The organism is Streptomyces sp. NPDC054765, assembly GCF_053612065.1.
The window spans coordinates 1-22,976 of the sequence record NZ_JBSHBP010000087.1 but is presented as its reverse complement, the minus strand read 5'-3'; the positions used below and the strand labels follow the sequence as shown (position 1 = coordinate 22,976).

Genomic DNA, 22,976 nt, shown 5'->3' with positions numbered 1-22,976 from the left:
CGGCCCCCTCAGGCCCGGGGGTGGCCGGCGGGGGCCGGGCACGTCTTCTTCGTACGGAGCACGCCACGCCGAGGGCGTGCCAGGGGAGGTACTCGCTCCGTACGGCTGGGTGTCAGGTCTTGGCGCGGAACTTGGCGACGGCCACCGGGGCGGTGAGCGCGGTGAGACCCACCGACCACACCAGCGTCCAGAGCACCGGGCCGGCCACCGGGCCCTCGCCCAGGGCGAGTCCGCGGGCCGCGTCGGCCATGTGGGTCAGGGGGTTGAAGAGGGTGAAGGTGTGCAGCCAGTCCGGCATGGTCGAGGTCGGCACAAAGATCGAGGAGCCGAACTCCAGCGGGGTCAGCACCAGGACCGAAAGGCCCTGGATGGCCTGTGCGGTGCGCAGGGTCAGGCCCAGCAGCATGAAGCTCCACACCAGTGAGGTGCCGAAGAAGGCGGTCAGGCCGATCGCGGCCAGCAGACCGGGCCAGTGCCCGGTGAGGTCGAAGCCCAGCAGCGCGCCGACGATCAGCAGCACGGTGATGGCGACCAGCATCCGGCCGGTCTCCACCACGACCTTGGCCAGCAGCACCGAGGAGCGGGCGATGGGCATCGAGCGGAAGCGGTCCATCACGCCCGTACGGAAATCGTCGTTGACGCCGACCCCCACGGCCATGGCGATGGTCATCCCGAGGATCACCATCAGCCCGGGGACCAGGAAGCCGGTGTACTGCGCGCGGTCGCCGCCCGCACCGATCGTGCCGCCGAAGACGAAGACGAACAGCACGGTCAGCACGATCGGCATCAGCAGCGCATCGGACATCGACGTCGGGTTCGCGCGGATCTGCAGCAGATTACGGCGGGCCAGCGCGCCGGTGTGCCGCAGCGTCGCCCGCAGGCCGATCCGGCGCTCGTCGAGGAGCGGGGCGGACGGCCCGGAACGGGGCAGGGTCTGGGAGGACGTCACGGCTTCCGCTCCGCTCAGGCCCGGCTGCGGCGCTCGTCGAGCCACTTCTGCCAGTACGTGCGGCGGTCGCTGTCGGGGTGGGCGACGATGATGTCGCCGAAGACGGCGGACCCGCTGATCCGCACGAGCGGGGTGATGGCTTCCGGGCCGGCGTGCTCCCGGGTCAGATCGCGCAGGTCCCCGAAGACCTTGCTGCAGTTCATCTCGACCCGGACGCCCTCCGGGAGCAGCAGATGCACATCGCCGATGACCGCGCGGGCCTCGATGCTCAGCTCGCCGGTCGACGGTGCCGGGGAGGCACACAGGTCGAGGGTCAGATCCCCGAAGACCGCGGTCGCCTCGATGCCGTGTTCCAGCACGGGGCTGTGGTGGACGAGGTCGCCGAAGGTGGCGCGGAAGGTGCGCTGTCCGGTCGCCGAGCCCGCCGAGGCGGGGGGTGTCACATGCGGCAGGTCCTCGCCGACGGAGAGCAACTCCGCGCGGGTACGGGCCAGATAGGCCGCCTCGGACCGCTCGGCCAGCTCCTCCAGGGTCAACCGGCCCTCCGCGGTGGCTTCTCTGAGCCGTTCGACCATGTTCTCGCGTTCGGCGTCCGAGGCCAGCACCGACGGCGACGTGGTGGCAGGGGGCGCCAAATCCTTGTGCAGATCTGGGCGTGAGGGCTGCGTCATGGGTGGTGCCTCCGCGGTGTCCGGCGGTGGTGGGGCGCTTGCTGCCTCATCGGACCACGCCGCACCCGCCGTGTGCATCGCCGTGCGGTAGTACATCGAAAGGTTGACCCATGGCGCCACGGCACACAGTTCGGTGTACCCGGCAGCCGGTTTTCGGTGTACCCGGCAGTCGGTTTTTCGCGTGCGCACCGGCCTCTCGGGGCGCGCTCCGCGCAATGCGCCGAACCCCTGGAAATGATCTCGACGGGCCTGGTGAAGAACGGTGAAGAAATCCGAATATCGGTCGACTTCCACTTGACTACTTGGTAAAGTGCTCAGCACTCATTGTGACTCGGCGATTTGACGCGGCCGGCCTGGGTCATCCACTGTTCGAAATCCGGAGGGTTTGTCGAATGCCTGAGCTGGCGGACACCGGGAGGAGAATCAAAGAGCTCCGGGTCGGCGCTGGAATGACGCAGCACGACCTCGCCGGGGCTGAAATGTCGTCCAGCTACATCTCGCTCGTCGAGCGCGGGAAGCGCATTCCCAGCGGCCGGGCGCTCAAGATCCTGGCGGAACGCCTTGGCGTCGGCGTGGACGAAATATCCGGCACCGCCGCGCAGGCCGAAACCATCGGCCGGGTCCGCAGGCTCGACCTCGTCGGGCGATTGGTGGCGGCGCGCAGGCAATGGGACGGCGGCGACGCCGAGGGCGCGCTGTCGGAATTCCGTGCGCTGGCCGAGATGGAGCCGGCCGGCCGGCAGGACGACGTATTCACCGAGGCGCAGCTCGCCATTGCCGAAATACTGGGCGCACTCGGCCGCGCCGACGAGGGCGCCGAGGTCCTGCTGCGGATGCTGGAGGCGCTGGCCCCCGCGCCGTACGCCGAGCCCCGGCTGCGCGCCCTGATCGCGCTCGCCGATCTGCTGGAGTCGGCCGGCCGGGTCCAGGACGGGCTGCGCTACGCCCTCACCGGCTTCCTCGAAAGCGCCGGTCAGCGCCCCGGCACCGGGTTCCACTCGCTGCTGGTCCTGGAGGTGCTCACCCGCTGCGCCTATTGGAGCGGCTGCCCGGACTGGGCTCCCGACACCGATCACGGCCGGCCCTCGGCGGACGGGGGGCTTCCCGGGCCGCGCGCCGCCATCGATCTGTACCGGGCGCTCGGTCTGTGCGACCGGGGCGAGGCGGGGCCTGCCGCCGCCCTGCTGGAGGAGTGCGCGCGCCGGGTGACCCCGGCCGCCGGCTTCTCGCTCTGGGAGAAGATCAACGGCCATTACGCCCTGCTGTTGCTGCGCCGCGGCCACACGGCGCAGGCCCGCAGCGTCGTCGAGCGCGGTCTGGTCGTGGCCTCGGTGGCGCAGGAAGCGGAGTTCCCGCTCTGGCTGACGGCCGCGGAGGCGGTCTGCGCGGAGGCCGCCGGTGACCGGGGCCGGGTCCTTGCGCTGGGCGAGCAGCTGGCCGCGCTGCCCGATACCGGCCGCAGCCATGAGAAAGCCGCCGCGCTCCTGGAGATCGCGGCGGCATGCGAGCGGGTGGGGGACCGGGAAAGGGCGGCCGGACACTTCCGGTATTCCGCGGAGCTGTTCCGGCGGGCCCAGGCGTACCGGCACGCCGAGCGGGCCCGGGAACGGCTGACGGACCTCATCGAAAAGCGGGACTGACGACCGCCGGGCCAAAGTGCCGCGGCGGCGCAATGCCGTTATTGCGCGCAATGCGCGTTTATTTATTAGCTTTCTTTCCCAATCCCAGTAGTGCGAACAAGGCCTCCGCGCCACCGATGATCGCCAGGATCAGTCCGGCCTTGTGAAGCGAGACGATCGGGGTCTCCACTTCCTTTGTGGTCAGCCAGAGGACCAGGCCTACGATCGCCAGAACAATGCCTACGGCAATACCCTTCATGAGTTCCCCTCGTTCCTTGTGTGGGTGTCGGAGCTCGTTGTACGGACCAGCGTCCCGCGCGGCCGGCGCATTCGGATCATCCGCAGGTAGGCACTTTCCGCCCCGCCGTCTGTCACTTTCTATGTACTCCCGGCCTTGCCGGGAGGAGGTGGGGGAGCCGCCCATGGGGCGGCGAGGGGGCGTCCGTGAAGGCCCTCGGGGCGTCTGACGAGACCCCGGGCAGACCCATTGCCCCAGTAAGGGCCTTGCAAGGCCTTGCAACGCCCTTACTGGGCCCGGCAGGGGGCCGGCGGGGTGGCGGCGATGACCCGCGGCTCCCTGCCGGGCCCAGCGTGCTGCCCCTGCCCGCCGGATGCGCCCCCGCGCCCTCGCAGCCGCAGCCGCCTGCCCACCGCAGTCAATTTTCATGACTCTGTCAGTCATGGCGTGGAGGGCGTTTCTGCTGGTACGCGGCTTGCTCGGAGCGAGGCGTGCGCCCCTTCGCTCGACCGCCTTGCCCGGGAACTGTTGACAGGCCAATGACTCGCCTGTCATGTTTCTGGTCATGAGGACGCCCCGAGCGTGACAACGGGGCAGAAATGTAGGAGGCGGGTTTCATGGAGTTGCGCGAGGATCGGCGGCGCGTTGTCGTCACCGGCTGCGGCGTGGTCTCTCCCGTGGGAAACACCACCGCGGACTTCTGGAACGCCCTGCTGGCCGGCCGTAGCGGCCTCGGTCCCGTCACCCGCTTCGACGCTTCGGACCTCCCGGTCCGGATCGGCGGTGAGGTCACCGGCTTCGACACGACCGGCTACCTCACCCCGCAAGAAGCCCGGCGCAGCGACAGCTTCACCCAGTACGCGGTGGTCGCCGCCACCCAGGCCCTGCGGGCCGCCGGCCTCGAACCGCCGCACGGCATCGACCCGTACCGCTTCGCCGCGGTGATCGGCTCCGGCTACGGCGCCGCCCACTCGATCCAGCAGCAGTACGACGTCCTCAAGGAAAAGGGAGCGCGGCGGGTCTCCCCGTACCACTCGGTTCTCACCGCCATCGACCACCCGACGAGCCTGCTGTCCATCAAGTACGGCATCGGCGGCCCCAGTTGCGCGGTCTCCGCGGCCTGTGCCACCGGCGCGGTGGCCATCGGCGAGGCGACGCAGCTGATCCGCTCCGGCCGCGCCGACATCGCACTGGCCGGCGGCGCGGACGACGCACTCACCGCCACCGACCTGGCCGGCACCGCCAACGCCCAGGCCCTCTCCCGCCGTAACGACGACCCCGAAGGAGCCAGCCGGCCCTTCGACCGTGACCGCGACGGCTTTGTGATGGCCGTCGGCGCCACCGTCCTGACGCTGGAGGAGGCCGGGCACGCGGAGCGCCGCGGCGCCCCGGTCCTCGCCGAGGTGGCCGGCTACGCCACGACCACCGACGCCCACCATGCCACCGCCCCCGACCCGACCGGCGCCGGAGCCATCCGCGCCATGCGCGGCGCACTCGCCGACGCCGGATGCGCTCCCGAGGACGTCGGGCAGATCAGCGCCCACGGCACCGGCACCGTGCTCAACGACCGCATCGAGGCCGCGGCGCTGCGCGAAGTGCTCGGCCGCGACCAGCTGGGCCGCACGCCGATCACCGCCGTCAAGAGCATGACCGGACACATGCTCGGCGCGTCCGGGGCCGCCGAGGCCGCCGCCGCGGTGCTCTCGCTACGGGACCGCAAGATCCCACCGATCCGCAACTGCGACCACCCCGAGGAACCGGATCTCGACCTGGTGGTCAAGGGCGCCCGTGACTGGGACGGCGACGTGGTGCTGAGCAATTCCTTCGGATTCGGCGGACACAACGCCGTACTCGTACTCACCCGCTACATCCGCTGAGGAGGCGAACACACCGTGCAGGGACGACTGGTGACCTTGGAATGGCCCGGCGACGACGACTGGGCCGCGATCGCCTCCTGGCTGCGGCCCGGCTCGCCGGCCGCCGTGCTCAGCGGCGACTGGGAGCTGCTGGGCGCCGCCGAGGTCGAACAGGCCAACCGCTCCGGGCGGGTCCACCATCTGGTGATCCGCACGAAGGACGGCGAGGGCATCGGCACCGTCAGCTACCAGCGCAGCGGCCGGATCGGCGGCTTCACCGTCGGCGGCGCGATCGGCTCCCCCGAGCTGTGGCGCCGCGGCTATGGCGCGGAGGCGGTGGTCCTGCTCGTCGACTACCTCTTCCACCAGCTCGACGCGCACCGGGTGCAGGTCACTACGGCCGGCTACAACAAGGGCATCATCCGGCTGATGACCAAGACCCCGTTCGTGGTCGAGGGCATCCTGCGCGACCACTGCTATCTCGACGGTGCGTACCACGACTCCATCGTGTGGGGGGTGCTCCGCGACGAGCACTACGCCTCGCTGAAGCCCAGCACCGACAACCGCGTACTGGCCGTGGGACTGGAAGACTTCGTGGACGAGGACGACAAGACCCAGGCCCGCGCCATCCTCGCCGAACATCTGACGACGACCCGGCGCACCGCGCTCGCGGGATTCCTGGACGACAACGCCGCACGCCACGACGGAGCCGCCCCCGAGGGCGCCGCGACCGCCGGGCCCCACGACGCAGGCCGGACCGCCGGGCCCGCCCCGGCCGCGACCTCCGCCCGAGGTGTCGCATGAGAGACGGCGCCGAGAGCTTCGCCCTGGCCGACCGCACCTTCTTCGACTGGCCCGGCAACTGGGACCTGGAAGCCACCCGCTTCCCCGCCCCGCCGCTGCCCGACGGCTGGAGCCGCGAGGACAACGAGGCCTGGACCTTCTGCCGCCCGCCCGAGGACCACCTCCCCGACCAGGGCTGGAAGATCCACGTCAGCGCGGCCCCCGACGACGCCCGCCGCACCCTCGCCGACGTCGCCGCCTACTGCGCCCGGCACGGCATCGCGTTCAAGTACCTCAAGAGCGCCAACGTCCTGCGCGCCCTGAGCCGCAAGTACGCCCAGCGCTCCTCCGCCGGCAAGCTGCTGACCGTCTACCCCGTGGACGAGGCCCAACTGGCCCACGCCCTCGAAGGACTGGACGCACTCGTCGGAGGCCGCCCCGGTCCGTACGTCCTGACCGATCTGCGCTTCCGCGAAGGCCCGCTGTACGTACGCTACGGCGGCTTCCGCACCCGCTACACGGAAGGCGGCGACGGCGAGCTGGTGACGGCCTTCCGGCGTCCCGACGGCACACCGGAGCCGGACCGCCGGACCCCGGTCTTCCACACCCCCGACTGGGCCGGGATGCCGGACATCCTCAAGGACTCGCTGGCCGCCCGGCAGGCCGTGGACGACTTCCCCTACCGGATCACCGGGGCGCTGCAGTTCTCCAACGGCGGCGGCGTCTACCGCGCCGTCCCGGCCGGCGACGACGCCCTCGGCGCGGGTGCGGACAGCGTCGTCCTCAAGGAGGGGCGGCCCTACTCCGGGACCGACGGCGTCGGCCGGGACGCGGTCAGCCGGCTCGCCCATGAGCACCGGATGCTGGAGCGGCTGGCCGGTGTCCCCGGGATACCGCGCACCTTCGGCACCCTCCAGGTCCGCGACCACCTCTTCCTGGTCCTGGAGGACATCGCCGGCCAGGACTTCCAGACCTGGCTCGCCGCCCACCACCCGCTGACCGTCCCCGATCCCGACGAGCAGGCCGTCGCGCACTACCGCGACCGCGCGCTGGCCCTGTTCGGCCGGATCGAGGCGCTGGTCGCACGGGTCCACGACCGCGGCATCCGGATCGGCGACCTGCACCCGGGCAACCTCATCATCCGGCCCGGCGACGAACCGGTGCTCATCGACTTCGAGGTGGCCGACGAGATCGGCCGGGCCACCCCGAGCAGCCTCGGCGCCCCCGGCTTCCACCGGGCCGACGCGACCGGCGCCGACGGCGACCACTATGCGCTCGCCGCCATCGGACTGTGGCTGTTCCTGCCACTGGCCGCGCTCGGCGGGCTCGCTCCCGACAAGGCGCCCGCGCTGCTGGCCACCGCGGCCGAGCGCTACGCACTGCCGGACCACCTGGTCGCGCGGCTCGCTCCGCAACTGGCCCCCAACGACGACTCGACCTCCCAACTGGCGTCCCTGCCAGGGCCGTTCCCGCCCACCGGGCTGCTCGCCGCCCTCGGACGGGGACTGCGCGACAGCGCCACCCCGCACCGCACCGACCGTCTGCACCCCGGTGACTTCGAGCAGTTCATCGAGGGCGGCGCGGGCTTCGGACACGGCGCGGCCGGCGTCCTGTGGGCCCGGCACACCGCGCTCGGGGAACACGACGAGGAGGGCGTGGCCTGGCTGCGCGCCGCCGTCGACCGGGTCCCCGCCGAACGGATCGGCTTCTACGACGGTCTGCACGGGATCGCGTACGTCTTGCGGGAGCTGGGCGACGAACAGGGCGCGCTGCGCGCCCTCGACCGGGCCGCCGGCAAACTCGCCGTACGCCACTGCCCCAGCCTCTACCGCGGTCTGTCGGGCGTCGGCCTCAGCCTTCTGCACTTCGCCGGCGCGCTGGACAGCGACGCCCTGCGGCAGCAGGCCCTCGGCCTCGCCGACCGCGTCACCCGGCGGCTGACCGCCGCCCGCGGCGAACCGGTCGTCCGCACGCGCCGGCACGGCTCGAAGGACGCCGCCGGGCTGATGTACGGCTGGTCCGGAGCCGCGCTCTTCCTGCTGCGCGCCCACCAGGCCACCGGGGATCCGGGGCTGCTGGACGAGGCGGTCCGCGCCGTCCACCGCGACCTCGACCGCTGCTCCCCCGGCCCGCAGGACACGCTCCAGGTCGACGAGGGCTTCCGATTGCTGCCCTACCTGGACAACGGCAGCGCCGGGATCGCCCTGGTGGCGGCCGAGCTGCTGGACCTGCGCGACGACGACCGGATCCGTGCGGCGCTGCCCCGGCTGCTGCGCGCCTGCGCCGCCGACTTCGTCATCGAGTCCGGGCTGCTGGGCGGCCGTGCGGGACTGCTCGCCACGCTGGCGGCGCTGCGCACGCGGGTGCCCCTGCCCCCGGACGACGCCGAGCGGTATCTGCGCCGCCATCTGACCAACCTCGGCCAGCACGCCATGACGTGGCACGGAGCGACGGTCTTCCCCTGCGACGGCCGCGCCCGGATCTCCATGGACCTGGCCGGCGGCGGCGCCGGAGTGCTGCTGGCGCTGTCCGCCACCGAACGGGGCACCCCGTTGCTCCCGTTCCTCACCGACTCGCGCTCCGCGGCGGCCGTTCACTCGGCCGCCCCGGGACGCGGCGGCGGCGCCACCGGCGCCGCCACCCCCACCGCCCCGTCCGGGGCAGCGGGCACTGCGCACCACGGAAGGGAGGTGTCGAAATGACCATCATGGACCTTCAGGGCCTGGAGGTGCCGGGCGAGCGTGACGCCCAGGCTCTCGGCTCCACCATCAGCGGCGGTTGCTGACGCGACGCCGGATGGACCGTGCATCTGTCATGCACGGTCCACCGGCTCCAGGTGTCCCGCAACGGCACCTGGCACGTCATCACCGGTCATCCACCACGAGTCCCCGGAGGGAGGTGTCGTCAATGACCATCATGGATCTTCAGGGTCTGGAGGTGCCGGGCGAGCGTGACGCTCAGGCGCTCGGCTCCACCGTCAGCGGCGGCTGCTGACGCAGCTGACGACACGGTGTGCGGTCTCCACCACGCGCCGTGCGTATCACCGTACACATGTCCACTGATATGCGGAAGGGAGGTGTCGTAAATGACCATCATGGACCTTCAGGGCCTGGAGGTGCCGGGCGAGCGTGACGCCCAGGCTCTCGGCTCCACGATCAGCGGCGGTTGCTGACACGGCGCCCGGTGGTCCCGTGCTTCGGCACGGGCCACCGGGCCCCTGTCTTTTTCCGGACAAAGGCCCATGGACGGAGGCCAGTTGAACGACCATGCGGGCGCGGCACGCTCCCTCTGCATCATCGGCTGCGGCCCGCGCGGTGCCTCGGTCGTCGAGCGCATCCTCGCCAACGTCCCGGCCCTGTACGGCGAACGCCCCCTGGACCTGCACATCGTCGACCCCTACCCGCCCGGTGCGGGCCGCACCTGGCGCACCGACCAGCCCGGCCTGCTGTGGATGAACTCCGCCGCCGAGCAGGTCACGATGTACCCCGACGCGAGTGTGGCCTGCGCCGGCCCGCCGCGCCCCGGCCCCACCACCGCCGGCTGGCTCGGCTCCCCGCTGCACGACGGGGCCTACGCCGCCCGCCGCGACCAGGGCCGCTATCTGCGCCACTTCTTCGAGACCGTGACCCGCCGGCGGCCCGCCTCGGTCCGGCTGTACGTCCACCGGGCCCGTGCGGTCGACCTGCGCCGTACGGCCGGCGGCGCGGGGGCACCGGACGGGCGCGGCCGCCAGCAGGTGATCCTCGACTCCGGCGAACCGCCCTTCCTCGCCGACCGGGTGGTGTTCGCCCAGGGGCACATGGAGTCCCTCGCCGACCCCGTGCCGGCCGGCCTGACCCGGATCGGACCCGGGCCCGCCGACCCGGACGCGCTGGAGCGCATCCCGCCCGGCGCGCCCGTCGTCGTCCGCGGCCTCGGCCTGGTCTTCATCGACTGCCTGGCGCTGCTGACCGAGGGCCGCGGCGGCCGCTTCGTCCGCACCCCCGGCGGCCCGCTGCGCTATCTGCCGTCCGGGCGCGAGCCCCGGCTGTACGCGGGCTCCCGCCGCGGCGTCCCGCTGCCGCCCAAACCGGCGTATGCGGCACCGTCCGCCCCGTCCGCCCCGTCCGCCCCGTCCGCCCCGTCCGCCCCGCCGGCCCCGTCCGCCGCCCCGCGCTTCGCCACCGTCGATGCCTGCCGGGCCCTGCTGTCCCGGCCCGGTGCCTCCTTCGGCGGCGAGGTGTGGCCGCTGGTGGTGGCCGAACTGGGCTGGTGCCACTACCGCGCGCTCTTCGCCGGACAGCCCGCGCGTACCCGTATGAGCTGGCAGGACTTCGACGCCCAGTACGCCCTGCTGATCACCGACGCCGACCGGCTGGCCAAGCTCGCCCGGTCGGCGGTGCCCGACCCCGCCGACCGGCTCGACCTGGACCGGCTGGCCGATCCGCTCGCCGGACTGCGGTTCACCGGCGCCGACGCGCTCCAGCGGCAGCTGCGCGGCCATCTCGCCGAGGTCTGGCGCCGCCGTACCGGTCCGGCGCGCGGCGTCGACACCGCGCTGGTCGACGCCCTGCAGCGGGCCGGCGCGGTCATCGAGGAGCTGTGGCGGTCCGGCGACCTGGACGCCACCGACATCGCCCAGGCGCTGGGCCACTTCGCGATCGGTACGTACCTCAGCTCGGGCCCGCCGCCGCTGCGCGCCGAGCAGCTGCTGGCGCTGGCCGAGGCGGGGGCCGTGACATTCGTGGGGCCGGGTATGCGGGTGGCGGCCGTGCCCGGAGACGGGACCGCGGGGCACGCCCCGGGCGGCGCCGTCTTCCGTGCGACCAGCCCTGCCGTCCCCGGTGCCGTCCACGAGGCGGCCGTCCTCCTCGATGCCCGGCTGGCGGCGCCCGACCCCGACCGCGCCACCGATCCCCTGCTGCGCGCCCTGCTGTCCCGCGGCGAACTGGCCCAGGAGCGGCCCGAGGACGGCGCGGGCGGCATGCTGCGGCTGTCCGGTGCGGGCCTGCACCCCGTCGACTCGACCGGCACCGAGCACCGGGACCGGATCGTCGCCGGCCCGGCCCAGTTCCCCCGTCCGCACACCAACGCCGTCTACTTCCGCCAGAACGACGCCATCGCCCGCAGCTTGCTCGCCGACGCCGACGCCGACGCCGACGCCGAGTGACGAGTGACGAGTGACGGGGGTGTGGCCGGCGCCCCGGGGCCGCACCCCCGCGCGCGGCCCCCTCACCCCTGCAGGGCGATCCCGTGCTGCTGCGCCAGGATCGCGGCCTGTACCCGGCTGCGCAGATGCAGCTTCGACAGGATGCGGCTGGTGTGCGTCTTCACGGTGCCCTCCGCGAGGTTGAGGGTCTCGGCTATGGCGCTGTTGGCCAGCCCGCGGGCGATGCAGGCCAGCACCTCCAACTCCCGCTTGGTCAGGGTGTCGAGGGCCTCCGCGGCGCCGTCCGGCAGTGTGGGGCCGGGGCCCGGTACCGGCGGCCGGCCGGCGAACTCGGTGATCAGCCGCCGGGCGATGGCCGGGGTGAGGAAGCCGTCCCCGTGCGCCACCTCCCGCACCGCGCTGACCAGTACGGCCGGTTCCGCGTTCTTGAGGATGAAGCCGCCGGCGCCGGCCCGCAGCGCCCCGAAGATGTACTCGTTGAGGTCGAAGGTGGTCAGCACCAGCACCTCCGCGAGCCCGCGCTCCACGATCCTGCGGGTCGCGGCGACCCCGTTGAGCTGCGGCATCTGTACGTCCATCAGCACCACGTCGGGCCGCAGTTCGGCGGCCATCCGGACCGCCGTGGCACCGTCACCGGCCTCCCCGACGACCGTGATGCCCGGGTCCGTCTGCAACACCAGGACCAGCCCGGACCGTACGGCGGCCTGGTCATCGGCCACCAGCACCCGGATGTCCTCGGGCCGGTCCACCGGAGCCCGGTCCGGCGCACCCGCCGGCCCGCCCCTCCGCTCGTCCTCCACTGGCTGCTCCACTGGCTGCTCCACCTTTCTCGTCACCTAGGAGTTCTGGGTCAGCGGGAGCACGGCCCGCACCCGCCAGCGCCCGGGGGCGGTGCGGTCGGGTCCCGCGTCGAAGATGCCGCCGACCAGGGCGGCCCGTTCGGACATCCCGGCGAGCCCGGCGCCCGCTCCGGTGGTCAGCTGCTCCACGGGGCGCTGGCGGGCCCGGACGTCGGGGCGGGCCAGCGGGCTGTCCACCGAGATGGTCAGCTGCTCGGTGCCGGCCTCGCACCGGATCCGCACCCGCCCCGCCGAGGCATGCTTGAGGACGTTGGTCAGCGCCTCCTGCACGATGCGGTACGCCGTCACCTCGATCACCGACGACACCTCGGGGAAGCTCTCGGGGAACTCCGTGTACAGGCTCAGCGCCGCCGCGTCGGCGGCCGGCCGGGCCTGCTCCACCAGCGCCCCCAGCGCGTTCAACTGGGGCCGGTCCCAGTCGTCGTCCACCCCCCGGTCGGACCGCAACAGCACCACCATCCGCCGCATTTCGGCCAGCCCCTGCACGCTGTTCTCGCGGATCACCGCGAGCGCCCGCAGCACCGGATCCTCCTCGGCGGCGCCGTCCTTCTCCCCCTTCGTCCCGCTCAGGGAGAGCACGGCGCTGGAGTGGATGGCGATGGCGCTGAGGTGGTTGGCCACCAGATCGTGCAGCTCACGGGCCATCCGGGTGCGCTCGGTCTGCAGCACGGTCTTGCGGTCCAGCTCCGCCAGCCGGTTGATCTGCGCGGCGCGCTGCCGCTCGGTATCGGCGCGCTCCTTGTGGTTCCGTATCAACACCCCCGTCCAGACGGGGGAGATGAGCAGCAGCGCGACGATGACACCGGTCGTCACCCCCTCCGAGCGGTCGCCGGTGAGGACGAGGACGACGGTGGTGGCGAGGGTGACCGTCACGGTCCCGGCCTGCAGCACCCGGCACAGCCACGGGGCTCCGTACAGCGCGGCGGCATAGAGCAGGTCCGTGTAGATGAGGACGGGGCCCAGTCCGCCGCTGGAGGCCGTCTCCACGGTGACGGTGAACGTGCCGACGGCGACCGCGAGCGGCGGCAGGGCACTGCGCAGGGCGGTCGCGGTGCACAGCACCAGGACCGGCAGGACGGCCTGCCAGACGGGGATATCGCCCCCCATCACCTGCGGACCGCCCAGGACGTACAGGATCAGGCAGCCGGCAAAGAAACCCACAGCCAATCTGAGGTCACGGAGCGGTATGGGGCGGCGGCGCGCGTGCGTACTTGTGAAAAGACGTAACCACACATGAGGACAGTACTTCGGTGGGTTGCTGGTTCTCCTGGCCCTGGCGCCCGAATTTGGGTCGGTCCCTCGTACATCGAAGTATGTAGCCGTACATCAGCAGGAGGGATGACTCGAAGGATCCGGAGGATCTGCAAACCTTGGGCTGTGTGTATCGATCGATGTAGCCGAAAAAGGGGGAGAGACCCACTGTATGACGGGCCGTCACTCACCGAGTGCGGCCTCGGCACCTCTCAACTGTGGAGGACGGAAAGTACGTGGAAACGAACGCCGCTCTTCTCGAACTCTGTCCGGAGCCCCTTGACCTGGGGTTCCCTGGCGAACGGCAGCACCCCGGCCGGGCCCGCCCGGTACCGCTCACCGCTGCATCCGCACCTGCTCACGAGCACCCCGACCTCCTGTCGACCCCCGTCCCGGTATTCGTCGTCCCCATAGCATCCACCCCTCCCGGCGACGGGGGAACGGGGCTGTCCCCCGACGGCTGTCTGGGCCTCAACGGCCACTCCAGGGCGACTCTCGACGGCGCCTCCCGCAGCTGGCTGCTGGCCCGCCTCCCCGGCCGGGTGAGCGCCGCCATGGCCGCCGCCTCCCACTGGGAGCTGTACGGAACCCGTGGCCTGCTGGTCGTGGCCTGCGGCGACGACGCCCGCCAGATGGGCTTCTCGGTGGAGTCCGTGTGCCCCGAAACGTCCCCGCCGCACACCCCGTACGAGGTGCTGACGGCGCAGGAAGCACGCACCGCGGCGGGCTGCCCGGCCGCCGAGCGGGAACGCCTCGTCACCCGTTTCTGGGTCCGCAAGGACGCCGCCCTGCAGGCCGTCGGCCGGGGGCTGTCCGTCGCGCCCGAACTCATCGAGGCCGGATTCCCCGGCGACCGCGGGACGGTCACCGTTCCCGGACCCTACGGCACCGAAGTCCCCGTCCTGGTAAGGGACTTCGCCTTCTCTGCCTCTTACGAGTTCGCCGTGGCGACCCCGGAACCCCTCGCCCTCACCCCGTCTTTCGCGTATTCGGTCACGTAAACGCCTGCTTCCGCAGGGGCGGCGGCAGCCGCTCCGGGCCGAAATTGCCATGGCTGGCTCGAATTCGGACCTTGACATAGGGCGGCGGCACGGGAAATAGCCACGCAATCGCACGGCCACGGGGCCAATGGGCCCGTGAGAGGCGGCGACACCACCCTGCACCCACCCGGGTGAAACACGCGCATGTCGCGCTCACCGGACATGCCGTAAACCATATTGCCGGGTTAGTTGGTGTGTGCCCACCGGTCGTGGCGAGTACTCCGTCACGGCGTTGCCGGAGCACAGCGGAGGATTCCCGTCATGCCGTCGCCCCTCGCCAAACGGTCCGTCGAAACGCTGCTGTCCGTGCTGCTGGTTCTCCTGACCGTCGCCGGCCTCGCCGGCCCGAGCGCCGCGGCGGCCGGCCGGGCCGCCGGCCCGCCGGGACCCGACTGGGAGCGCATCGCCGCCTGCGAGAGCAACGGCCGCTGGCACATCAACACCGGCAACGGCTACCACGGCGGTCTGCAGATCGACCTCGCCACCTGGCGCGCGTACGGCGGCGACCGTTATGCCCCGCGCGCCGACCTCGCCACCCGCGCCGAGCAGATCGTCATCGGCGAGCGCATCGTCCGCGACCGCGGCCTGTCCGCCTGGCCCAACTGCGCCCACACCTCCACCAGCGGCGCCGGCGACCGCTCCGCCCCCGCCGTCCGGCAGACCCCCTCGGCCGTCCAGAACCCTCCGGCCGGCCAGAACCCTCCGGCCGTCCAGGACCATTCGGAGCAGGCCCCTTCGGCCGACGGGGCGCCCACCACGCGCGCCCGCACCCCGTCCGCCGGCGCCGCGGCCCGCAGCTATGTCGTCCACCCCGGCGACTGCCTCTCCGTCATCGCCGAACGCACCCATGCCCCGGGCGGCACCACGGCCCTGTACCACCGGAACAAGCACCTGCTCGATCAGGGACCGGACCATATCTATCCCGGACAGCGGCTGCGGCTGCGGACGTGAGAACGGCGCCGGAGCCGCGCCGCGGACGGTGCGTCCGCACCGCCGGCGAGGCCCGCTGTGGCGGTCGCGCGAAGAGCCGTCACGGTGAATCCACTGATCATTCAGAGTGAATGCGCGGGACGGGCCGTTGCTCAGGCTTGGTGGATGGGGGAAGGCCCGGTAGCAAGACCGCGGGTACCCAACCGCGAGGTGCAGGAGCACACAGTGAAGAACATCGCACGCATCAATGTTGTTGTCGCAGGAGCTTGCGGCCTGCTCCTGGCCGTTGGCGGGGGGTCGCCCGCGCAGGCCTGGGGCGGCGGGGACGGCGTGTGGGACAGCGACACCTTCGCCAGCTTCCACTCCGGACTGCATTGCCCGCGCGGCGCCAGGGTGTGCGTCAACGGACCGCTGAACAGCGGAAACCTCGTGAACTCGCAGAACCTCTATATGTCGGGCAACAGCAACGACAGCGGTAGCCCGGTCAACGTCAACGGCAACACCAACTCGCACAACGAGACGCACGGTGTCGAGTCGAGGACCCGCAACCATCTGCAGAACGTGGGCCGCCACCACAGGCAGAGGCTGTGATCCGGCGCTGAACGGGCGCTGATCCGGCGCTGATCCGGCCCCTTCGGCCCCGGCAAGCTCCGGGGCCGGGGCCGGGGCCGGGGCCGAAGCCGGCTCCGGCGGTCGAGGCGTCGGTGCGGTTTCGGGGGCCGCACACGGCGATCGCCCGGCGGAGTGTGCCGGGCGATCGCGGGACGGCTTGCGAAGAGGCGGTGGGCCGGGGCCGTATCAGGGGGCCCGGAGGTGTCTCAGCGGAAGAGGCCTCCGAGGATGCCCTGAATGTTGTTGCTGCTGTTCGACGAGGCACCCGAGGCGGAGTTGGCGCTGTTGGTGGACCCGTTGGTGTTGGCGATGTTGCCGCTGTTGTTCGGGTTCCCGTGGTTGATGAAGTTGCCGCTGTTGAGGCTGTTGCCGCTGTGCACCGGTCCGTTGATGCAGGGGTGCGGCGACCTGACGACCGGTGACCGGTAGTTGAAGTCGGCGAGGCGGTTGTTGCAGACCACCCCGGAGACCATGCCGGTCACGGTGCCCACATCGGCACCCGCCACGGCCGAGAGCAGGGACTCGCCGGGGAGGGTCTGCGCACCGGCCGCTCCGGCGCTGAACAGCACCAGCCCGCACGCCCCGACGATACTTCCCGCCTGCACGATTCTTCTCACGTCGCTCCTCGCCGCTTCGTCCTTCTGATGCCAGACGTATCGTGCTGCCGTTGTCGGCCCGCACCGTCGTTCAACCCGCGGGGAGTAAAACGCTCACCGGCCACAATCAGCCGAGTGGCCCAACACTTCGCAAGGGTTTCCGCGCACCTCGCAAGGGTTTCCGCGGCGGCTCCGGCGCGTGTGCGGGCGCGCCGGTGAACCGGCCGGTCACCCGGCGGACGGCGCGCAGCGGCCGGGGCGTGTCCTACGGATCACGGCCCGGCTCGAGGGGGCCGGCAGGCCCTAGCTAGAGCACCAGCCGCTCCGGCATGGGCTGCTCCACGCCGTCCAGCTCCAGCGTGCACCGGGGCATGGAGGGGACCAGGTGCGGCTGGCGCAGCAGGACCCGGAAGGGGTGGGCGGGCTCTTCGGGGAGTTCGCCGGTCAGCACGTTCATACCGGCGCGGTGATCCTTCTGGTAGGCGACCACCTTGCCGTCGACCAGCAGCTCGATCTCCCCGGCCCGGCCGGGCCCGACGTTCACGGTGATCGAGTGATCACCCTGGTCCAGGTGGAAGTGGTGTCTTTGTCCCATGACGCACCTCCGGCGGTTCCGTCCGTACGACCAGCGTGCCACCCGTACGACCAGCAGTCTTTTCGTACCTCCAGGGTAGGTTCCGCGAGCGACAATTGTGGTGGGCGCCGGATCGGCCGGTTCACGGAGTGCAGGCCGCCCAGGCCTGCCCGGAGGAACCGGACGCCGGGCCGGCTGGAGACGACGATGAACGGCTCGGTCCGTGTGGGACATGTGGTCGGGGTGCCGCTGCGCATGCACTGGAGCGTGCCGCTGCTGGTGGGCCTGTTCGCGTACGGGCTCGGCCGGCAGGGCCTTCCCGTCTGGACGCCGGGCCGCCCGCACGTCGTCTACGCCCTCGCCGGCGTCATCGGGGCCGTGCTGCTCATGGGCAGCCTGCTGCTGCACGAGACGGCGCACGCCGCGACCGCCCGGCGGAAGCAGATCTCTGTCCAGGACGTGACGCTGTGGGCGCTGGGCGGGACGACCCGGATGGGGCGGCCGCAGACCGCGGCGGCGGCCTTCGCGGTGGCCGTCAGCGGCCCGCTCACCAGCCTGGTCATCGGTGGTGTGGCGCTCGGGGCCGGGTTCGGGCTGCACGGGCTGTCCGGCTGGGCGGTGCCCTCCGTCGTCCTGGCGTGGCTGGGCTGGGCGAATCTCTTCCTGGGGGTGTTCAATCTGCTGCCCGCGGTGCCGCTGGACGGCGGGCGGGTGGTGCAGGCGGTGCTGTGGTGGCGCACCGGGGACCGGGACCGTGCGGATCTGGCGGCCTCGCGGGGCGGCCAGATCATGGGGGTGCTCCTGGTGGCCGCCGGCTGGATCTCGGTGTTCCGCGGGGCGCCGGGCGGGCTGTGGATCGTGTTCATCGGCCTCTTCGTCATGATCGTCGCAGGGGCGGAGCGGCGCCGCGCCGCCCTTCACACCGCACTGCGCGGGGTCCGGGTCGCCGATGCCATGTCCAGCCCGGTGGCGACCGGCGCCGACTGGCTGACCGCCCAGCGCTTCATCGACGAGGTGGCCGTGCACTCCCGCCACTCCGCGCTGCCGCTGCTCGACTTCGAAGGCCGCCCCAGCGGCATCGTGCAGCTCCGCCGGCTCGCGGCGGTGCCCGCCCCGAGCCGGGAGAGCGTGCGGGTACGCGAGGTGGCCGTGCCGCTGTCCCAGTGCGCCGTCGCCGCGCCCGACGATCTGCTGAGCGCCGCCCTCGACAAGGTCAGCCTGCGCACCGGCGCGCGCATCCTCGTCGTGGACGCGGGGCTCCTGGTGGGGATCGTCACCGGGAAGGACATCGCCCGGCTGATGCGGCGGACCACCCTGAGCGGCCAGGGCACCGGCTGACCGCTGACGGCTGACCGCTGACCCCTGACCGGCCCGCCCGCCCGACGTCGGGCCCTCGACGGGCGGGGGCGGCCGGGTGGCGGCCACAATGGTGGTACGGCACGCCACGGGGACGAGGGGCCTGCCGCAGCGGAGTACCGGAGCCGGACACGTCCATGCCGTACATCACCGTGACCGCCCTCAGCCACACCGGGCTGATCCGTGAGCACAACGAGGACAGCCTGGTGGCCGGCCCCTGGACGCTCTGCGGCACGGTGACCGACAACCCCCAGACCCTGGTGTTCCCGCTCGGCACCCCGCTGGCCGTCGCGGTCGCCGACGGTATCGGCGGGCAGCCGGCCGGGGAGGTGGCCAGCGCGCTGACCGTCCGGCAACTGGCCGCGCTCGGCCCCTCACTGGACAGCGAGGACGCCGTCCGTGCCGCTCTGGACCGCTGCAACCGCGCGGTGTACGCGGCCGCCGGACGGGACCCGGGGCTGGCCACCATGGGCACCACGGTCGCCGGCGCGGTCGTACGGGAGACGTCCCTGCTGGTGTTCAACGTCGGCGACAGCCGGGTGTTCCACGCGACCGCGGACGGGCTGCGCCAGGTGAGCGTGGACGACAGTCCGCCGCTGTCGCCGGGACGGCGCACCACTTCGCTGGTCACCCAGGCGCTCGGCGGGGCCCGGGAGTTCAGCGCCGTCACCCCGCACCTCACGACCGTGCCGCTCGCCGTGGGCGACCGCTGTCTGGTGTGCACCGACGGGCTGACCGACCCCGTCCCCGAGGACGCCCTCGACGAGCTGCTACGGCTCCACGAAGGCGGCCGGGCCGCCTTCGAACTGTGGAAGTCCGCCATCGAGGCGGGCGGCCCGGACAACATCACGCTGGCGCTGATCACCCTCGGGGAGTAGGAGGAGCGGGGGAGGGGAGGAGGGAGCGGGCCGGCGGCGGGCGGGCCGGTCCGGAGCGGCGCGCGCCGCCGGGCGGCCGGCGGTACGCGGACGGCGCACCCTCGGGATATCCCCACCATCGATGTCCCGGGCAGCCGGATGGGCGGCGCCGGTCCGCTCCACCACCCTTGCGCCATGACGACTTACACCCACCGCGCCCTTGGGCTCACGCTCTCCGCCTTAGCTGTCGCCGGCACCCTGGCCGCCGTCTCCCCGGCCGCCCGTGCCCAGACCCCCGGCACCACCGGGCCCGCCCTCACCTGGGGGGTGTGCGCCGAGCCCGGCATCGCCGGACAGGAGTGCGCCGAACTGCCCGTACCGCTCGACTACCGCGACCCGGGCGGCCCGCAGCTCGGACTCGCCGTGTCCCGGGTGCGCAGCGAGCGGCCCGGGACACGGCGGGGCACGCTGCTGCTGATCCCGGGCGGGCCGGGGGAATCCGGGGTGTCCCGGCTGGAGACGAAGGGGGCGGCGCTGGCCAAGGAGATGGCCGGGGCCTACGACCTCGTCAGCTTCGACCCGCGGGGGACGGGCGGCAGCCCGACGGCGCGCTGCGGACTCGGCCCGGCCGACCGGCAGTTGGTGACCCTGCGGTCCTGGCCGGGTCCGGACGGCGGCATCGGGGAGAACACCGCCCGGTCCCGGCGGATCGCCGAGGCGTGCGCCCGGCACGGCGGTCCCGTGCTGCGCAGCATGTCCACCGCGAACGAGGTGCGCGACATCGACCGCCTGCGCCGGGCCCTGGGCGAGGAGAAGCTGTCGGCCTGGGCGTCCTCGTACGGGACGTACGTCGGGGCGGTGTACGCGCAGAAGTACCCGCAGCACACCGACCGCTGGGTGCTGGACAGCTCCGGCGACCCCGATCCGTCGCGGGTGGCGCGGGGGTGGCTGGCCAATATGTCGGCGGGCGCGGACGACCGGTTCCCCGACTTCGCGGCCTGGGCGGCGGACCCGGCCCGGGACGGCGAGGGGCTGCGGGTGGCCGCCCGTCCCGAGGACGTGCGGCCGTTGTTCCTCGCGCTGGCGGCACAGCTGGACCGCGTACCGAAGGAGTCCGGTACGAAGGGCGTCCCGCTGACCGGCAACCGGCTGCGCCAGGCGCTCCAGAACGCCCTGTACAGCGACGGCCTCTTCCCCCAGCTCGCCCGGCTCGTCCGGCAGGCCCAGGACCCGGGCGCCCGGCCGGTGCTGCCCGACGCCCTCGCCGGGCCCCTGCCGGACGACAAGGCGGCGGCCGTGACGGCGCCCCTCTGCAACGACGTGCGCTGGCCGGCGCCGGCTTCCGGGTACCGGCGCGCGGTGGCCGCCGACCGCGCCCGGCACCCGCTCACGGCCGGGATGCCGGCCAACGTCCTGCCCTGCACCTTCTGGAAGGACGAGCCCGCGGAGCGGCCCACGCGGATCACCGCCGACGGGCCGTCCGACATCCTGATGGTCCAGAACCGCCGGGACCCCGCCACCCCGTACTCCGGCGCGCTGAAGATGCGTGCGGCCCTCGGCGGCCGGGCCCGCCTGGTCACCCTGGAACACGGCGGCCACGGCGCCTACCTGGGCAACGGCACCGCCTGCGGTGACCGCACGGTCACCGCCTTCCTGACGACGGGACGGCGCCCGCGCCAGGACACGTACTGCGTCGGCTGAGCCGGGCCCGTGGCGTCCGCCCCGCGGCCCGGCGCCGTGGGGCGGACGCTAGCTCGGACGGGCGACATGTCCGTTTGTGTGCGTCTTGCGGGCCCGGTCCGCGTCTAGGTTGGCCGGATGAGTGCGGCAGGGGTCACGGTCCGGGGAGAGGTGCTCCTGGGCACGCTGGGCTCCGTGTTGCTGGGCGCCGGGGGATGGGCGTCCGGGGCGCTGCCGCGGGGAGTTCCGGACGGTCTGTGGGGGCGGCAGGGCACGCCGGTGCTGTGCGTGGGCGTCGCCCTGTCGTACGCCGGGCTGGTGCTGCTGCTCACCGCGTGGTGGCGGCTGGGCACCCGCGTCGCGGACGGGACGGCCGGCGGGTGGCGGCAGCTCCGCACGGCGCTGGCGTGCTGGGCGCTGCCGCTGGTGCCGGGCCCGTTGCTGGGCAGCAGTGACGCCTACAGCTATCTCGCCCAGGGCGCGCTGGCGGGCCGTGGCCGCGATGTGTACGTGCTGGGCCCGGCGGCGCTGGGCGGCCCGCTCGCGGCCAATGTCCCCGGGATGTGGCACGACTCCCCGGCCCCGTACGGACCGCTGTCGGTCGCCGTGGCGCGGGCCGTGGTGGCGGTCACCGGAGAACATCATGTGGTGGCCGCGACCGTGGGGCTGCGGCTGGTGGCGCTGGCGGGGCTGGGCCTCGTGGTGTGGGCGCTGCGGTGGCTGGCGGCCGCGTCGGGACCGGGCGCGGCCGGTGCGCTGTGGGCCGGGGCGCTCAACCCGTTGGTGCTGCTGCACCTGGTGGGCGGGGCGCACAACGAGGCGCTGATGCTGGGGCTGATGACGGCCGGGCTGCTGGCGTTCCGCCGGGGGCGCTGGGTGCTGGGCACGGTCGTGCTGACCGCGGCGGTGCTCGTGAAGGCTCCGGCCGGGGTGGCCCTGCTGTGCGCGGCGGCGGTGACCGTGGCGGGGCGGCGCGGGGCGGGGCGGCGGGTGCGGCAGGCCGTCGGGATCGCCGGGGTGGCCGCCGCCGCGCTGGTGGCGGGGGTGGCCGCGTGCGGCCAGGGGTGGGGGTGGCTGCGGACCATCCGTACGCCTGCCGAGGTGCACACCCTGCTGTCCCTGAGTACGGACGCGGGGCATCTGCTGGGGTGGCTCGCCGAGGGGCTGGGCTGGGGCACGGCGGCCGGGGCGATGACGGCGGCGCGGCTGGCCGGGCTGCTGGTGGGGCTGTGCGCGGTGGGCCACTGGGTGCGGTGCGCCCCGTACGCCGGCGCCGAGCGGGCGACGGGGACGGCGCTGCTGGTGCTGGTGGCTTCCGCCCCGGTGGTGCAGCCGTGGTACGTGCTGTGGGCGGTGGTGCCGTTGGCGGCGGTGTCCTGGCGACGGCTGGGGCGTCGCGGCGCGAAGGCGGCGATGGTGGGGCTGACGCTGGTGGTGATGCCGTCGGGGCACGGTCCCACCTGGGCGAGCGGGATCGCGGCCGCCGTCGGGGCGGCGGTGGCGGTGGCGGCGGTGGCGCGGTGGGTGCCTAGGGAGCGGCCGGTGCGGGCGCCGGGCGCCGTCTTCCCGCCCGCAGCAGCCAGAGCGCGCCGGTGAGCGCGCCCAGCGGGATCTCCAGCAGATGCGTGAACGTGGCGAACAGCAGCATCGCCGAGGCCACGGCCGCGGGTGCGCCGCCGAGGGCGACCAGCGCGACGGCGGCGGCGCACTCGGTGACGCCGATACCGCCGGGGGTGACCGCGATCTGGGTCAGCAGCCGGCTGGCCGCGAACACCGCCAGCGCAGCCCCCGTTCCCGTACGGGAGCCCGCCGCATCCAGACAGGCCACGAACAGCGCGCCCTGCGCCGCCAGGGTGGCGGTCATGCCGCACACCAACCGCGCCCAGGAGCGGCGTACGACGTCCCGGCTCGCCTCGCGCAGCCGTGCCGCCACCTCCCGGGCGCGCCGCACGATC

The 22,976-nt window shown here is 73.1% G+C and carries 22 protein-coding genes; 14 read left to right on the top strand and 8 right to left on the bottom strand.

The window, feature by feature from the left end; all coding sequences use genetic code 11:
- Positions 1-112: 112 nt before the first annotated feature.
- Together ACWGJY_RS34030 and ACWGJY_RS34025 are read right to left on the bottom strand one after the other, a co-directional pair.
- A complete protein-coding gene (locus ACWGJY_RS34030) occupies positions 113-949 on the bottom strand; it encodes an ABC transporter permease (RefSeq protein WP_453264741.1) in 837 nt (278 codons plus the stop codon).
- Between the two features lie 14 nt (positions 950-963).
- Positions 964-1,620 carry a DUF1707 SHOCT-like domain-containing protein gene (locus ACWGJY_RS34025; RefSeq protein WP_453264740.1) on the bottom strand — a complete coding sequence of 219 codons (657 nt, stop codon included), beginning with the start codon at positions 1,618-1,620 and terminating at the stop codon, positions 964-966.
- A gap of 392 nt (positions 1,621-2,012) precedes the next feature.
- Between ACWGJY_RS34025 and ACWGJY_RS34020 the strand changes: the two genes are divergently transcribed.
- Entirely contained in the window at positions 2,013-3,260 is a 1,248-nt protein-coding gene (locus ACWGJY_RS34020; RefSeq protein ID WP_453264739.1) for a helix-turn-helix domain-containing protein, read from the top strand.
- A gap of 58 nt (positions 3,261-3,318) precedes the next feature.
- Here ACWGJY_RS34020 and ACWGJY_RS34015 read toward each other — a convergent pair whose 3' ends face one another.
- Positions 3,319-3,498 (bottom strand): DUF5708 family protein, encoded by a 180-nt coding sequence (locus ACWGJY_RS34015; protein WP_030075520.1) that lies wholly within the window; start codon positions 3,496-3,498, stop codon positions 3,319-3,321.
- Between the two features lie 596 nt (positions 3,499-4,094).
- Here ACWGJY_RS34015 and ACWGJY_RS34010 point away from each other — a divergent pair.
- The 6 genes from ACWGJY_RS34010 (at position 4,095) to ACWGJY_RS33985 (ending at position 11,265) form a co-directional block, all read left to right on the top strand.
- Positions 4,095-5,354 carry a beta-ketoacyl-[acyl-carrier-protein] synthase family protein gene (locus tag ACWGJY_RS34010; protein WP_453264738.1) on the top strand — a complete coding sequence of 420 codons (1,260 nt, stop codon included), beginning with the start codon at positions 4,095-4,097 and terminating at the stop codon, positions 5,352-5,354.
- Between the two features lie 15 nt (positions 5,355-5,369).
- Positions 5,370-6,137, top strand: a complete 768-nt coding sequence (locus ACWGJY_RS34005; RefSeq protein ID WP_453264737.1) for a GNAT family N-acetyltransferase — start codon at positions 5,370-5,372, stop codon at positions 6,135-6,137.
- Entirely contained in the window at positions 6,134-8,818 is a 2,685-nt protein-coding gene (gene lanKC, locus ACWGJY_RS34000; protein ID WP_453264736.1) for a class III lanthionine synthetase LanKC, read from the top strand. Before ACWGJY_RS34005 ends, lanKC begins: the two co-directional genes overlap by 4 nt.
- Before the next feature lie 196 nt (positions 8,819-9,014).
- A complete protein-coding gene (locus ACWGJY_RS33995; protein ID WP_393485503.1) occupies positions 9,015-9,110 on the top strand; it encodes a class III lanthipeptide in 96 nt (31 codons plus the stop codon).
- Between the two features lie 91 nt (positions 9,111-9,201).
- Positions 9,202-9,288 (top strand): class III lanthipeptide, encoded by an 87-nt coding sequence (locus ACWGJY_RS33990; RefSeq protein ID WP_218039239.1) that lies wholly within the window; start codon positions 9,202-9,204, stop codon positions 9,286-9,288.
- Positions 9,289-9,372: 84 nt separating this feature from the next.
- Complete coding sequence (locus ACWGJY_RS33985) at positions 9,373-11,265, top strand: FAD/NAD(P)-binding protein (protein WP_453264735.1); 1,893 nt, start codon at positions 9,373-9,375, stop codon at positions 11,263-11,265.
- 62 nt (positions 11,266-11,327) lie between these two features.
- Here ACWGJY_RS33985 and ACWGJY_RS33980 read toward each other — a convergent pair whose 3' ends face one another.
- Both ACWGJY_RS33980 and ACWGJY_RS33975 read right to left on the bottom strand, forming a co-directional pair.
- Positions 11,328-12,014 carry a response regulator gene (locus ACWGJY_RS33980; protein ID WP_453264748.1) on the bottom strand — a complete coding sequence of 229 codons (687 nt, stop codon included), beginning with the start codon at positions 12,012-12,014 and terminating at the stop codon, positions 11,328-11,330.
- A gap of 87 nt (positions 12,015-12,101) precedes the next feature.
- Positions 12,102-13,286 (bottom strand): sensor histidine kinase, encoded by a 1,185-nt coding sequence (locus tag ACWGJY_RS33975; protein WP_453264734.1) that lies wholly within the window; start codon positions 13,284-13,286, stop codon positions 12,102-12,104.
- Positions 13,287-13,612: 326 nt separating this feature from the next.
- Here ACWGJY_RS33975 and ACWGJY_RS33970 point away from each other — a divergent pair, with 326 nt between their 5' ends.
- The 3 genes from ACWGJY_RS33970 to ACWGJY_RS33960 all read left to right on the top strand — a co-directional run bounded on the left by ACWGJY_RS33970 (position 13,613) and on the right by ACWGJY_RS33960 (position 15,937).
- The gene (locus ACWGJY_RS33970; RefSeq protein WP_453264733.1) at positions 13,613-14,377 is read left to right on the top strand and encodes a hypothetical protein; all 765 of its coding nucleotides are present in this window, start codon (positions 13,613-13,615) and stop codon (positions 14,375-14,377) included.
- Between the two features lie 300 nt (positions 14,378-14,677).
- On the top strand, positions 14,678-15,367 hold the full coding sequence (locus ACWGJY_RS33965) for a transglycosylase family protein (RefSeq protein ID WP_453264732.1): 690 nt from the start codon (positions 14,678-14,680) through the stop codon (positions 15,365-15,367).
- A gap of 204 nt (positions 15,368-15,571) precedes the next feature.
- The gene (locus ACWGJY_RS33960; RefSeq protein ID WP_453264731.1) at positions 15,572-15,937 is read left to right on the top strand and encodes a hypothetical protein; all 366 of its coding nucleotides are present in this window, start codon (positions 15,572-15,574) and stop codon (positions 15,935-15,937) included.
- Between the two features lie 227 nt (positions 15,938-16,164).
- On the opposite strand, the gene ACWGJY_RS33955 is transcribed toward ACWGJY_RS33960, so the two are convergent.
- On the bottom strand, positions 16,165-16,563 hold the full coding sequence (locus ACWGJY_RS33955; RefSeq protein ID WP_453264747.1) for a hypothetical protein: 399 nt from the start codon (positions 16,561-16,563) through the stop codon (positions 16,165-16,167).
- A 298-nt stretch (positions 16,564-16,861) separates the two neighbouring features.
- Positions 16,862-17,149 carry a hypothetical protein gene (locus ACWGJY_RS33950; protein ID WP_453264730.1) on the bottom strand — a complete coding sequence of 96 codons (288 nt, stop codon included), beginning with the start codon at positions 17,147-17,149 and terminating at the stop codon, positions 16,862-16,864.
- A 186-nt stretch (positions 17,150-17,335) separates the two neighbouring features.
- On the opposite strand from ACWGJY_RS33950, the gene ACWGJY_RS33945 reads away from it, so the two are divergent.
- The 4 genes from ACWGJY_RS33945 to mptB all read left to right on the top strand — a co-directional run bounded on the left by ACWGJY_RS33945 (position 17,336) and on the right by mptB (position 22,617).
- Positions 17,336-18,466, top strand: coding sequence for a site-2 protease family protein (locus ACWGJY_RS33945; protein WP_453264729.1), 1,131 nt, complete (start codon positions 17,336-17,338; stop codon positions 18,464-18,466).
- A gap of 155 nt (positions 18,467-18,621) precedes the next feature.
- Entirely contained in the window at positions 18,622-19,362 is a 741-nt protein-coding gene (locus ACWGJY_RS33940) for a PP2C family protein-serine/threonine phosphatase (RefSeq protein ID WP_453264728.1), read from the top strand.
- Between the two features lie 174 nt (positions 19,363-19,536).
- The gene (locus tag ACWGJY_RS33935) at positions 19,537-21,042 is read left to right on the top strand and encodes an alpha/beta hydrolase (RefSeq protein WP_453264727.1); all 1,506 of its coding nucleotides are present in this window, start codon (positions 19,537-19,539) and stop codon (positions 21,040-21,042) included.
- A gap of 117 nt (positions 21,043-21,159) precedes the next feature.
- The gene (gene mptB, locus ACWGJY_RS33930; RefSeq protein ID WP_453264726.1) at positions 21,160-22,617 is read left to right on the top strand and encodes a polyprenol phosphomannose-dependent alpha 1,6 mannosyltransferase MptB; all 1,458 of its coding nucleotides are present in this window, start codon (positions 21,160-21,162) and stop codon (positions 22,615-22,617) included.
- Here mptB and ACWGJY_RS33925 read toward each other — a convergent pair.
- A partial coding sequence (locus ACWGJY_RS33925; RefSeq protein WP_453264725.1) for a lysylphosphatidylglycerol synthase domain-containing protein occupies positions 22,550-22,976 on the bottom strand: 427 nt, incomplete at its 5' end. The two genes, mptB and ACWGJY_RS33925, sit on opposite strands and share 68 nt — an antisense overlap.

What these genes read in the sequence shown, in the direction of transcription:
- mptB (WP_453264726.1), top strand. Translation starts at nt 21,160, where the DNA reads ATGAGTGCGGCAGGGGTCACGGTCCGGGGAGAGGTGCTCCTGGGCACG.
- ACWGJY_RS33940 (WP_453264728.1), top strand. Translation starts at nt 18,622, where the DNA reads ATGCCGTACATCACCGTGACCGCCCTCAGCCACACCGGGCTGATCCGT.
- ACWGJY_RS33945 (WP_453264729.1), top strand. Translation starts at nt 17,336, where the DNA reads ATGAACGGCTCGGTCCGTGTGGGACATGTGGTCGGGGTGCCGCTGCGC.
- ACWGJY_RS34015 (WP_030075520.1), bottom strand. Translation starts at nt 3,498, where the DNA reads ATGAAGGGTATTGCCGTAGGCATTGTTCTGGCGATCGTAGGCCTGGTC.
- ACWGJY_RS33950 (WP_453264730.1), bottom strand. Translation starts at nt 17,149, where the DNA reads ATGGGACAAAGACACCACTTCCACCTGGACCAGGGTGATCACTCGATC.
- ACWGJY_RS34025 (WP_453264740.1), bottom strand. Translation starts at nt 1,620, where the DNA reads ATGACGCAGCCCTCACGCCCAGATCTGCACAAGGATTTGGCGCCCCCT.
- lanKC (WP_453264736.1), top strand. Translation starts at nt 6,134, where the DNA reads ATGAGAGACGGCGCCGAGAGCTTCGCCCTGGCCGACCGCACCTTCTTC.
- ACWGJY_RS33990 (WP_218039239.1), top strand. Translation starts at nt 9,202, where the DNA reads ATGACCATCATGGACCTTCAGGGCCTGGAGGTGCCGGGCGAGCGTGAC.
- ACWGJY_RS33935 (WP_453264727.1), top strand. Translation starts at nt 19,537, where the DNA reads ATGACGACTTACACCCACCGCGCCCTTGGGCTCACGCTCTCCGCCTTA.
- ACWGJY_RS34010 (WP_453264738.1), top strand. Translation starts at nt 4,095, where the DNA reads ATGGAGTTGCGCGAGGATCGGCGGCGCGTTGTCGTCACCGGCTGCGGC.
- ACWGJY_RS34020 (WP_453264739.1), top strand. Translation starts at nt 2,013, where the DNA reads ATGCCTGAGCTGGCGGACACCGGGAGGAGAATCAAAGAGCTCCGGGTC.
- ACWGJY_RS33965 (WP_453264732.1), top strand. Translation starts at nt 14,678, where the DNA reads ATGCCGTCGCCCCTCGCCAAACGGTCCGTCGAAACGCTGCTGTCCGTG.